8 protein-coding genes are annotated in these 12,136 nt (G+C 41.9%); 5 read left to right on the forward strand and 3 right to left on the reverse strand.

Annotated elements, in window-relative coordinates; all coding sequences use genetic code 11:
* Window positions 1–230 precede the first annotated feature (230 nt).
* The 5 genes from kaiC to PF479_RS14930 are packed head-to-tail and all read left to right on the forward strand — an operon-like array spanning window position 231 to window position 7,008.
* Window positions 231–2,000, forward strand: a complete 1,770-nt coding sequence (gene kaiC, locus PF479_RS14910) for a circadian clock protein KaiC (protein ID WP_298008014.1) — start codon at window positions 231–233, stop codon at window positions 1,998–2,000.
* Window positions 1,984–2,292, forward strand: coding sequence for a circadian clock KaiB family protein (locus PF479_RS14915; RefSeq protein WP_298008016.1), 309 nt, complete (start codon window positions 1,984–1,986; stop codon window positions 2,290–2,292). The genes kaiC and PF479_RS14915 overlap by 17 nt, the downstream gene beginning before the upstream one ends.
* A gap of 9 nt (window positions 2,293–2,301) precedes the next feature.
* Complete coding sequence (locus PF479_RS14920) at window positions 2,302–4,746, forward strand: PAS domain S-box protein (RefSeq protein ID WP_298008018.1); 2,445 nt, start codon at window positions 2,302–2,304, stop codon at window positions 4,744–4,746.
* Window positions 4,746–5,891 (forward strand): response regulator, encoded by a 1,146-nt coding sequence (locus tag PF479_RS14925; RefSeq protein ID WP_298008020.1) that lies wholly within the window; start codon window positions 4,746–4,748, stop codon window positions 5,889–5,891. The genes PF479_RS14920 and PF479_RS14925 overlap by 1 nt, the downstream gene beginning before the upstream one ends.
* Complete coding sequence (locus tag PF479_RS14930; protein ID WP_298008022.1) at window positions 5,875–7,008, forward strand: HD domain-containing phosphohydrolase; 1,134 nt, start codon at window positions 5,875–5,877, stop codon at window positions 7,006–7,008. The genes PF479_RS14925 and PF479_RS14930 overlap by 17 nt, the downstream gene beginning before the upstream one ends.
* Before the next feature lie 328 nt (window positions 7,009–7,336).
* Here the strand turns inward: PF479_RS14930 and PF479_RS14935 are convergent, their stop codons facing one another.
* The 3 genes from PF479_RS14935 to PF479_RS14945 all read right to left on the reverse strand — a co-directional run.
* Window positions 7,337–8,059, reverse strand: a complete 723-nt coding sequence (locus PF479_RS14935; RefSeq protein ID WP_298008024.1) for a spermidine synthase — start codon at window positions 8,057–8,059, stop codon at window positions 7,337–7,339.
* A gap of 248 nt (window positions 8,060–8,307) precedes the next feature.
* Window positions 8,308–10,923, reverse strand: a complete 2,616-nt coding sequence (locus PF479_RS14940; RefSeq protein WP_298008026.1) for a HEAT repeat domain-containing protein — start codon at window positions 10,921–10,923, stop codon at window positions 8,308–8,310.
* A gap of 64 nt (window positions 10,924–10,987) precedes the next feature.
* Window positions 10,988–12,136, reverse strand: a 1,149-nt coding sequence (locus PF479_RS14945; RefSeq protein ID WP_298008028.1) for an adenylate/guanylate cyclase domain-containing protein, incomplete at its 5' end; no start/stop codon positions are given.

Here is a 12,136-nt window from a genome sequence, read left to right on the forward strand (position 1 = left end):
GACTATAAGCAACTATAAACACAGGGTCTACGAAAAGTTGCATGTCAATTCGGAAGCGCTGCTGACCCGCTATGCCCTGGAGATGAAACTTATCGAATAGTCTGCAGGGAATTTCCTACAAGAAAATAATCCTCTGCCTACAATCTACTCAGCATTGACTTATATATCTTTTACAAATAAGGAATTACCATTTAATTAGATCTCGAGTAAATACAAGGAGTCAAAGGGCTATGGGAAAGGTTAAAAAAGAAGAAAAAGACCAAACTCTTCCCAAATCACTGACTGGTATTCAGGGTTTGGATGAAATAACCAACGGCGGATTACCAAAGGGAAGACCAACTCTCATCTGCGGAAGTGCCGGCTGCGGAAAAACGCTTTTTGGTATGGAGTTCCTTGTTCGCGGTGCCAGAATGTATAAAGAACCGGGCGTTTTTATATCTTTTGAAGAATCCGTTAAGGACCTGGCAGTAAATGTGGCATCCCTCGGTTTTGATCTGGACGATCTCGTTAAAAACAAAAAAATGGTGATCGACTATGTCCAAATCGATCGAAGTGAAATTGAAGAATCAGGTGAATTCAATTTAGAGGGTTTATTCATCAGGCTCGCTGCTGCAATTGATTCCATTGGCGCAAAACGAATTGTGATCGATACTATCGAACCATTGTTTGGCGGTATACCAAACCAGGTAATTTTGCGTTCAGAATTACATCGTTTATTTTGCTGGCTGAAAGACAAAGGGATTACAGCCATAATTACTGCTGAACGGGGAAATAAATCTCTTACAAGCCAGGGGTTGGAAGAATATGTTTCCGATTGCGTTATTGTGCTTGATAATCGGATTATCGATCAAAAATCCACACGCCGGCTTCGGATTGTCAAGTATCGCGGTTCAGTTCATGGTACTAACGAGTTTCCATTTCTGATTAATGAAAATGGAATTTCGGTATTACCAATAACTTCTCTGAGTTTGAACTCTATTGTATCGAACGACAGGATATCCAGCGGGATTCCCGCCCTCGATGATATGCTTGAAGGCAAAGGTTACTACCGCGGCAGCACTGTCCTCGTTTCCGGCACTGCCGGTTCGGGAAAAACAAGCATTGCTGCCCATTTTGCTGATGCCGCCTGTAAGAGGGGTGAACGGGTTCTGGTTTTCTGCTACGAAGAGTCTCCCAGCCAGATTAAACGAAATATGCTTTCAATCGGAATTAATCTGGAATTATGGGAAGAGAAAGAGCTGCTTCTTTTCCATGCCACACGACCCACATTGTACGGGCTGGATATGCATCTTTCAGTTACCCAAAAGAGTGTCATCGACTTCAAGCCTCATATTGTAATATTCGATCCTATCAACACATTTTCAGTTGGTAATAACGATATTGATATCAACAAGATGCTCATAAGCCTTGTTGATTTTCTTAAGATGAAGCATGTAACTACCTTATTCACTGCTTTAACTGGTTCCGGCGGCGCTTCAGGTCATTCATCTGTTTCGGGCTCTTATATGGTTGATACCTGGTTGTTTCTTCGGGATATAGAAATCGGAGATGAGCGTAACCGCACAATGTATATCATCAAATCACGCGGTATGGCTAACTCCAATCAGGTACGCGAATTTATTCTAACCGATAAAGGGGTGGATTTGCGTGATGTTTATACCGGCCCCTCCGGTGTTTTAACGGGTTCTGCCCGCCTGGCCCGGGAAGCAGAAGAAAAAGCTGATGAACTGCTTATAAAGGAAGATGGAGAACGAAAGCAGCTTGTCCTGGAGCGGAAAAGAAAAGCCCTTGAAGCTCAAATTGAATCTATCAGAATAGAGTTTGAAGCGGAAGAGTTAGTTGCGGCAAATGAATTGATTATCGAGCAGAATAAAATTATGAGATTGAAACAAGACCGGTTCGAAATGTCAAAAAGCAGAAAAGCCGGCTCCTCTGTAACTCAAAAAACTTTAAATGGGAAGAAAACATCTAAAAGGGGCAGCCATGAAACAATATCCTGATGCTAAACCAGCTGAAGAAAGGTATATCCTGAAATTATATATTGCCGGAACGACATTACGATCTACCCATGCTATTGCAAATATAAAAAAGATTTGTGAAGAACATCTAAAGGGTCAATATCAATTGAAGGTGATCGATCTTTACCAGCAGCCCGGCCTGGCAAAGGGAGAACAGATAATTGCCTTGCCGACTCTTATTAGAAAGATCCCGCCCCCCTTAAGGCGTGTCATTGGCGATTTATCAAATACTGAAAAGGTACTGATTGGTCTTGATCTGCAAAAGGTAGAATAGGAGCAGCAAATGGCAGAGAAAATATTAAGCTATAAGCAATTACTTCTTGACAATAAAAATCTGCATTCCAGACTGATTGAAGTCGAGGAGGCGTTGAGCGCATTCCAGAACGGAGAAACCGATGCAATTGTTTTTTCGGGTAATGAGGGTGAAAAGATTTTTTCTCTTACATCAGAAGAAACCCCCTACCGGGTGTTTATTGAAAAAATGAGTGAAGGAGCGGTAACCCTTAATTCAGAAGGTGTAGTTCTATATTGCAATCAGCGATTCGCAGTACTTGTAAATGAGTCAATTGAAAATATTATCGGTTCATCTTTCCTTCGTTTTTTGGGAAAAGGTGATAAACAAACTTTCAACAATCTTCTTAAAAACGGGATAAAAGAAAAGGCTGAGTTGAGAATTATCCTTCAAAACCATAATATAAGTACAGAGAAAATCCTGCGTCTTTCATTAAATTCGTCACCACTGGAATCTTTAGGAGCCCTTTGTATTATTATTACTGATATAACTGAGTTCCTCAATATTGAAGCCGATTTGCATAATGTTCAAGCAACATTGGAAGAAAAGGTAGTAGAGCGGACAGCCGAACTGGGTAAGAAAATGGAAGAATTGGTAGAATCTGAAATAAAATATAGAGGATTATACAATAGCATAAGAGACGCTATTTTAATTGCTGATAATGATAGGAAAATAATTGAATGCAATCAATCTTTTTCTGATTTGTTCGGATATTCGTTAAGCGAAATTATTAATAAAGAAACGGTCTACGTTTATGAAAATAAGGGACAGTTCGCCGAGCTTGGGCAGGCTTTACAGCGGCATCTTGGCGATGCCTCTCCTTTTTTATATACAGTAAATTATAAAAAAAAGAATGGCGAGATATTCCCCGGAGAAACCAGTATCTATTTTTTGAAGGATAATAATGGAAATACAACAGGTTTTATTGGATTAATAAGGGATGTCACCGAGCGTATAAAAAAAGAAATAGAGCTTAAAATGCTCAGCACTGCAATTGAACAATCCGTAGAAGTGATTGTGATTACTGATACATCCGGAAACATTCAATATATCAATCCGGCTTTTGAGAAAGTGACCGGATATTCCCGTGATGAGGTTATTGGCCGCAATCCCCGCCTTCTGAAATGCGGGAAACAGAATGATGCCTTTTACATTGATCTCTGGGAGACTATTTCAAAGGGTCTTATTTGGCGGGGAATTATGATTAACCGCTGTAAAAACGGCAGCCTGTACACAGAAGAAGCTATTATTTCACCATTGCTCGATGAATCAGCGAATGTTTCTCACTATGTGGCCGTAAAACGGAATGTTTCCAAAGAGCTGGAGTTAGAAGGCATGTTTAGGCAGGCTCAGAAGATGGAATCCATCGGTATGCTTGCCGGGGGGATAGCTCACGACTTTAACAATATTCTTACTATCATAAAAAGTTACAGTGAGCTGCTTATGGGTAAATTATCCAAAGATAAAGAGTTAAGTGAATTCGTCCTCAGAATCGACGAAGCTGCCGATAGGGCCACAGCCCTGACAAGGCAATTACTGGCTTTCGGAAGAAAGCAGGTCATGAAAATGGAACCGGTTTGCCTCAATAATCTTATTACAAATATGGAAAGCATAATGAAACGGCTAATGGGGGAAGAATACTATTTATTTACAGATCTCAAGGCTGGTCCTTCAGTTATAGATGCCGATCCTCATCAGATAGAGCAGATAGTAATGAATCTCTGTGTCAATGCCCGTGATGCAATGCCTTCGGGTGGAAAAGTGTATATTCGCACCAGGAATATGGAAAAACGGGTCGCTTTAATTGTAGAAGATACAGGTGAGGGGATAGCGCCTGAAGTACTACCAAATATTTTTGAACCATTCTTTACAACAAAGAATAAAGACAAGGGAACAGGCCTTGGACTGTCTGTGATTTACGGCATCGTAACACAGCATAATGCAGAAATTCAGGTTGACAGTCCTTCGGGGAAAGGGGCCGTTTTCTGTATTAAGTTCAAACCTTCCGTATCAAAGGTAGAAAATAACGAAAAGGAAACAGTGGATATAGTTTATCAGGGGGGCAGGAACATCCTATTCCTTGAAGATGATGAAATAATCCGTGAGATAACACAAATGAGATTTGAAGAAAAAAATTTTACAGTCTTTTCTGCTGAATCAATCACAGAGGCACTAAAGATTTTTCACCAGCACATGGATGAGATCGATATTGTATTCAGCGATGTAGTTCTTCCTGACGGATCGGGGCTGGATTTCGTAGACAGAATAACTTCTAAAAAAGAAGATATGAAAGTTATATTGACAAGCGGATATACCGATGAAAAGTCTCATCTGGAACGAATCCTGAAAAAAGGATTTCAATTTATTCAAAAACCATACACCCCAGATGACGTCCTTCAATTAATATCAGCAGGTAATAATGAAGAGGGAAAGTAATGAGCACTAAACATTTTGCATATAAGGAAAATAAGGAACTTCAGAGACTTTCAGGAGGTATTGCCCATGATCTTAATAATACTATTATGGTTATTGATGGTTTTTCAGAATGTTTAAAAAAGACCTCAGGGCTATCTGAAAAGCAGGTAAGATATATCGATCAAATAAAGAAAGCAACGGTGCAGATCGATAATTTAACAAACATCCTCATAACAATATGCGAGCGGTCCATTCTTAATATGAGCTATTTTAATCTTAAGGAATTGATAGAGACCTTTATTAAAGAAAAAGTGAACAGTGAAGGATTTCTGCATAAAATCGATCTACAAAGTGAAACCGCGGAAACCAGCATTAATTTCGACCGAAGCAGGATACTGACTGTACTGGAAAGCCTCTATCAGAATTCCGTGTATCCCAATGAAGAATCCAGGCACATTTCATATAAAATAGTCGGGAAGAGTATATCTGAAGATGATCAAATAGAAGGGATGCCCCCGGGAGAATATATTATACTGGACATTTGTGATGATGGCCCCGGAATTGAAGAAAAAGACATTGCTGATATCTTTAGCCCCTATTTCAGTACAAAACCCCACGGAAAGGGAAAAGGGCTGGGACTTACTGTCTGTGCCGGAATCGTACATCAATGCGGTGCTTACATTGAAACTATTCGGCCTCTGGAAAAGGGCTGTCTTTTCAGGATTTATTTTCCTGATAATTCAAGGAAGCCCGCCGGAGATTCTGATGATATCTATGCCGGAAAACAGGTAAAAACGATACTGCTGATCAATGATGATAAGATAATACGTGAATTGATGAAGCAGTCATTGATCACAGCCGGTTATTCATTCTATTCCACTTCTTCTGCTGAAGAAGGATTGAGCATCATTAAAACATTCCCCATTGATGTTCTGGTGACGGAACTTCTCCTTCCCGTTTCCAATGGTTATGAGCTGGTACATAAACTCCAAAAGAGCAGAAAAAATCTGAATGTGATTTTTCTTACCAACTATTCTGATAATACAAATGATTTAAGCAAGATTGAGAATATACGATTTCTTCAGAAACCGATTAAACCCAGTATGCTTATTAAGGAGATTCAGCAAATCACTAATGAGGGGCGCTACAGTGAAAACCCTGAATGATGGTTTGGCTCATAGACCCATGCATGTCCTGATTGCCGATGATGATGAAGGAGTCCGAGAGCTGCTTGAAGTTCTTTGCGGCAATCTCGGTTATGTCACCTCTTCAGTTTCAGACGGGGAGAGTGCACTTTCTGCTATAATCGCGGAAAAACCTGACCTTGTACTTTTAGATTGTATTATGCCCGGAATGAATGGATTTGAGGTTATTAAAGAAATTAAGAAAATAGATTCTTTAAAACATATTCCCATACTGCTGCTTACAGGGTTGACTTCAAGAGAGGACCGAATTAAGGGTATTACTGCCGGCGCCAATGATTTTCTGACAAAACCTATCGATGAAGAGGAATTATCTTTAAGACTGAAAAATGCTTTTCAGATAAAAGCGTATCAGAATCTGCTGGAGAATGAAAAAGTGTTATTGGATAATCTGGTAATTGAACGAACCATTGAACTCCAGACAGCTCTGGATCAGACTAAGGAAGCCTGTACTGATACTATCTATCGAATGGCCATCCTTTCGGAATACCGGGACTCTGATACGGGAGCCCATATTCAAAGAATAGGGGCATTTGCCAGGATTCTATCCCGTCTGGCGGGATATTCCGAAGATTTTCAGGAAGATATTTATTACAGTGCCATACTTCATGATATCGGGAAAATCGGTATTCCCGATTCTATTCTGTTAAAAAATGGAAGCCTGGAGAAGGAAGAGTGGGCCAGAATGATGAATCATACGGAAATAGGCGCCAAAATCCTGGGCAATTCAAAATCATCTTATATTACCATGGCTAAGAAAATTGCCCATTTTCACCATGAGCGTTGGGACGGCGGCGGTTATCCTGACGGCTTGACCGGTACTCAAATTCCGGTTGAAGCCAGAATTACCAATATAGTTGACCAGTACGATGCCCTCCGTTCAGACAGACCGTATAAAAAAGGGTTCTCTCATGAGGCTTCTATCGAGATTATTTTTATAGGAGACGGGCGTACAAAACCGGAGCATTTTGATCCTGACCTGCTCAAATGTTTTATGAAAAACCATCTGGAGTTTCGCGATATCTTCAGGAAGATGCAGGATGATACGGTGCTTATTAAAGAGTCCGGGTTAGGTGGTTAAGGAAAGATAAGTGTAGCAATCAATTCTGATGCTTCCGCTTTTCCCTTTGCCGGGTAATGCCCAACGAAGTTTTCTCAATCCGCCGGTCCCTTGAATCATATCGCCGGCTTCAGGGTTCTCACAAAGATAAACTTCCAACTCCCTCAAGTGATCTTCGGAAAGCTTTGCACTTGACCATTTTTTTCAAAAGCTGGCATGTAGACGAATTCACGTGTTATATAGAAATGTTGCACCCTATTAAATAGGGTATCAATGGGGCATTGTTTACTTTTTTCTTCAACTCCCCTGTAGCTTTTCTCCAAGGGAGTAGATGGGAGATTTCAACTCTTTACTTTCTTATAGCCGTATAAACAGTACCCTCGGAAGAGCCTCCTGTAATCGGATTTTCAAATTGAATATGATGGGACTCTGAATGACTGAACACTTTTGCCAAATGATCGCAAAAAGCTTTCTCTGGGGCACCATCCGCCCAGAGACCGAACACAGCTCCTTTTTTTAAGTGCCTGGAAAACTCAGACAGTCCCTGTTCCGTATAAAAATGCTTATTTGTCTGGTTTAATACATGTGTCGGTGTGTGATCAATGTCCAATAGAATAACATCATATTTTTTATCCGGAAATTCAGGATTAAAACTTTTAGTATCATCCCGTGATACTGCAAAAAAATCAGCCTGAATGATTTGGCAGCGGGAATCTTCTGTTAAGGTCTTACCCAGAGGTACCAGATGTTTCTGATGCCACTCAATGACGGCATCCAGATACTCAATAATAACAAGAGATTTAACATGTCTATCTTCCAGGGCGGCCGCCGCAGTGTAACCGAGGCCCAATCCACCGACTATGATATCCAGCTCCTCATGATCTGTTTTATCCAGCCCTATCCTGGCCAGCTGAGACTCTGATTCATGGAACAGGCTCGTCATTAAATAATGTTCACCCAGTTTTACTTCATAAATATCAGTATCTCCAAGCTGGAACATCCTCCGCCTGCGAAGCATCAAATCTCCAATAGGAGTTTTCTTAAAATCCAATTCTTCATAATTCTGGCTCATATAATCACCTTATACTGAAGACCCTAAGCCCAAAGCTTTTTGTTGGATTTTTTTTAATAAAAGAGCGTCAGCCCGTCGGATAGTTTTTACACGTCTAAGTACTGAATGGGTAAAGATCAATAATAATCAGATCCTTTTTTCATTCTAATATCTATAGAGGTCATCTTGCCTTCATTAAAAATTATAAAGCAAAAATGCAGCTAATCAGAGGCCCGATCTGTGACTTCTGATTAGCTATCAAGAAAGAATCAATCCAGGGATTTTGTTCTGACCCTCTCCAGTGCCCAGTAGGTATATTTCCGGACTTTTTTGTCCGGGTCCTGCTCCAGATCCTTCAGAATTTCCGTTCCTTCTTCGGTACTGAGAATTTCCAGCGCCATGGTCACCTCGATGCGGACATCTCTATTCGGATCTCTGGCTGCCAGAACGATTCCACGAAAAGCGGATTTTGTTCTGATGGCTGCCAGGAAGGATGCCGATTCCTGCCGTATGGAGGAGTTCCTGTTTTTCAGCTTACGGATATGATTTTCCACAAATCCTGTTGATTCCAGAACCTCGGCGATATAGTGGTGCAGAGAAGGAATGTCCTCTTTTAAAAGTTCCACCATCATTTTTTCACCTTCGTAACCCATGAGCTTAAAGAGAGTACTCATATCTTCTCTCAGCTGAGGTCCGGCGTCCTTGAACAGTTCGATGGCAGCAGTAATACTCTTTTTGTCTTTTTTCCGACTCAGGCTACGCATACAGTCTTTCTTATATTCATCATCATTCGCAATTTTCCTGACCAGGATTCCAACTGCCGCGGCACTCCCGGAGGCACCGAGTCCTTCAATGACACCGAGGATAACCGTGTCTACTTCATTCTTGTCATTCAGCATGGCTTCCAGATCTTTCAAAACCCCAGGGGAACCACTGACTCCCAGTGCCCTGGCAACTTCCATCCGCACTCTATCGACGGGATCTCTCAGCATATTCACGCAGCGTGCCAGTTCTTTTGTTTCCTGGTATTCCACCAAAGCCCAGATACTGGCGATTCTGACATCCGGATTTGAATCATCCAAAGCTTCTCGGATCTCTTTCAGAAAAGTCTTCTTTCCTGTGGCCGGCAGAGAGACGATGATGGCGGCCCGGCTCTGGGCATCAATGGAATCGAGAATGGATTTGACTCTTTCATTGAATAGATCTTCTGAATAGGAACTGAGCATCACCGCAAATTCCCGGGCTTCCTCCAGAGGAAGAATGGGAAGATTTTCCAGAATGATCTGAAGGCAGCTTGCATTCTTCATTTCGCCGAGGGTCTTTAGAGCCTGAATCCTCACTTTATGAGAAAAAACATCCCGTCCCTGACGGATAATGTCCATGACGATTCCCAGAACATCCGATTCGGGCATGGTCAGCAGTACCTGCCTCAGCTCATCCTTGAGAGAGAAATCAGGATCCTTTAAAAAAACTTCCAATACAGGCAATAATTGAGAGGAGCCTCTCGGGGGCAGTGCTTTCAGGACATCCTTTAAAAGACCTGGTTGTCCCTGGATATCAAGTAATTCCTGCTTCATCAGGGCAATGGCCCTGTCACTTCCCCTCAATTGAACACAGCTCAATGTGTTCTGATACAACTCTGTCAGCTCAACATCCTCTTTTTGACTCACATCCTGTGCAAAAACCCGGTCTGCCAGATTCTCGATGGACTCCTGAGGGCCTGCCGTTTTCAGCAGACGAGAGGCTAATAGTAAAGAGCCTCGATTGTTGTTGGATCGGATCTCCTTGAGAAAACCTGTTACATTCACTTCCAGAGCCTTTTTCAGAAGATCATAGTTCCTCTCAAGCTGCTGGGTATCATTTATATAACTCTCTCGGAAGAGGCGGCCCAGAACTGAACAGTCCTGGAGGTAACGAGCCGCATTCTGTCTCAGTTCCAGGTCATCTCCCGCCAGAACTCCCAGAGCCAGATCCTGATCTTCAGGAGAGTTATGATCGAGGAGCTGAATGACATGAAGAATCTGTTCGTTATTCAAACTCTTCAGATCCAGGGAATAGGAAGAGCTGAAGTCTTTTACAATTCTTTCCTTAGCCGCTTTTCGAACTTCAAATACAGGATCCTTCAGGAGAAGATTAAAGAGTCGGTCATACAGGCTGTCCTTGCCCGCGTCATCGGTCCCGAAGGGTTTTACATCCTTGGGAATATCCTTCACGACAATAGATCTGACAAGGGAATGAGAGTCATCGAAGGACTCCCAAACAGCTCGAATCGATCTTTCTTCCTCATCATAAAGAAGGATATTTATTGCAAAATAGCGAGCCGCCCATTCAGGATCACCCGTCATTTCACGGATTTCATCCAAACGGCTTTCAAACAGATTGAGACCTTTGTTTCCATCAAAGATCTCACCTCTTCCAGAGAGAGCAATACGACGCAGCTTTAAAAAATCCTTGCTTGCATTCAGATATTGATCCAGCTTCAAAGCCGTTTTCTGATGGTCCAATGCTCTGATGAAAACAGAGTAAAGGCCTTTATCTGCAGCAAACTCCAGAATCCATGCCTGCAGGGTTTTACTGCTTTTGGCCTTGTATCTGTTGATCCAGGGATCCGTCAGTTCAAGAAGTTCAGGTATATTCACGTCTTTTTTACGAGCGATCTCAACAATACGAGATGATTTACGGAACAAATATTCGGGACTGAACCTTGTAAGAACTTCTGCTCTCTTCAGATCAGGATCTTCCGCTACGGCTTCGATCATTTGGCGGAATTTTTTATTTTTGAGGATTCTGAGGATTACCAGGATGATAATCCCCAGCACAATAACCGCCGCGGCGATTAAAAAATAGAGGGGAAAAGTATTAAAAAATTGAATTATCTTGTCCATTAACATACTCCTATCTACCTACCGAGGCTGTACACAGCCTCGGTGATTTCCTACAAAAGGGCTATTAGCGCATTCCGGAAACATTATATATTTGTATAGGTTTCACTTTGCCTTTGACTGTGACAGCATCTCTGGGTTGAATGATAAATCGGTCATCCAGGAGACTGCGGGTATCTTCGGTTATAATAATTTCCCCGGCTCCGGAAACACCTTCCAGCCGGGCAGCAAGATTCACAGTATCTCCAATGACCGTGTAGTCCATCCTCCGGTTGCTTCCCAGGTTACCCGCAACGAGGTCACCTGAATGCATTCCGAAACCGACCTTCAATTGAGCTGCCCTACCGGTGAAAAATTGGCGATCCTTCGCCTTCACCAGATTTTGAATCTCCACTGCACAGGAAACCGCTTTAATGGCATCTTCACTCTCATTCACAAGTGGAACACCCCAGGCCGCCATAATGCAGTCTCCGATGAATTTATCGATATAGCCACCGTATTTGATAACAATTTCAACAGCCTCAGTAAAATATTCATTTAAAACTTCAATGATATACTCGGGAGATTTATTTTCTGAAAATGAAGTATAGCCCCGGATATCCGCGAAGAAGACTGTAGCATTTTTGCTTCCGCCTCCGGGTTTTATCAACTCGGGAGAATCCATAAGGCTCTGTACTATATCGCTGGACATATAACGGGCAAACATATCCTTGATGACACGTCGGTCTTCTGTCGCCACATTCACTGATGCCTTGAGTTCCTGCTCCCGTGTTTGATCTGTGAAAAGAAGAGTCAGACCCTTGTGTTTTCCCCGAACTCCCTTCAGTGGCGAGACATTCAGAGAAAAATCCATGTCTTTTTCCTCACCGTCTCTTTTATATATCCCTTCCAATCCAAGGATTTCCTGCCCGGAAGTGCCAACTTTTACAGCCGTTGTCAGGAGTTTCTTGCTCAATCCTTTTTTAAAATATTGAACAAGGGGAATTCCCAGGGAGGTTTTGTCCATGCCCATGGACACTTCAGCACTTTGATTGAAGTATTCGATATTGTTTTTTTCATCGGTGGTGATAAGAATATTTGTCATTGATTCGAAGATACTCTCCTGATAACGTTCCAGGTCTTCTACCTGTTTAACATATTCCTTCAGCTCCTTGTATAATCTGGAATTCTGAAGCATACCGCTGGCCTGGGTGCTATAAGAATTCAAAAAATTGAA

This window comes from Oceanispirochaeta sp. (genome assembly GCF_027859075.1).
GTDB lineage: Bacteria > Spirochaetota > Spirochaetia > DSM-2461 > DSM-2461 > Oceanispirochaeta.

Excerpts from the sequence above, each read along its gene's own strand:
- kaiC (WP_298008014.1), top strand. The coding sequence starts at position 231 with ATGGGAAAGGTTAAAAAAGAAGAAAAAGACCAAACTCTTCCCAAATCA.
- PF479_RS14915 (WP_298008016.1), top strand. The coding sequence starts at position 1,984 with ATGAAACAATATCCTGATGCTAAACCAGCTGAAGAAAGGTATATCCTG.
- PF479_RS14920 (WP_298008018.1), top strand. The coding sequence starts at position 2,302 with ATGGCAGAGAAAATATTAAGCTATAAGCAATTACTTCTTGACAATAAA.
- PF479_RS14925 (WP_298008020.1), top strand. The coding sequence starts at position 4,746 with ATGAGCACTAAACATTTTGCATATAAGGAAAATAAGGAACTTCAGAGA.
- PF479_RS14935 (WP_298008024.1), bottom strand. The coding sequence starts at position 8,059 with ATGAGCCAGAATTATGAAGAATTGGATTTTAAGAAAACTCCTATTGGA.
- PF479_RS14940 (WP_298008026.1), bottom strand. The coding sequence starts at position 10,923 with ATGGACAAGATAATTCAATTTTTTAATACTTTTCCCCTCTATTTTTTA.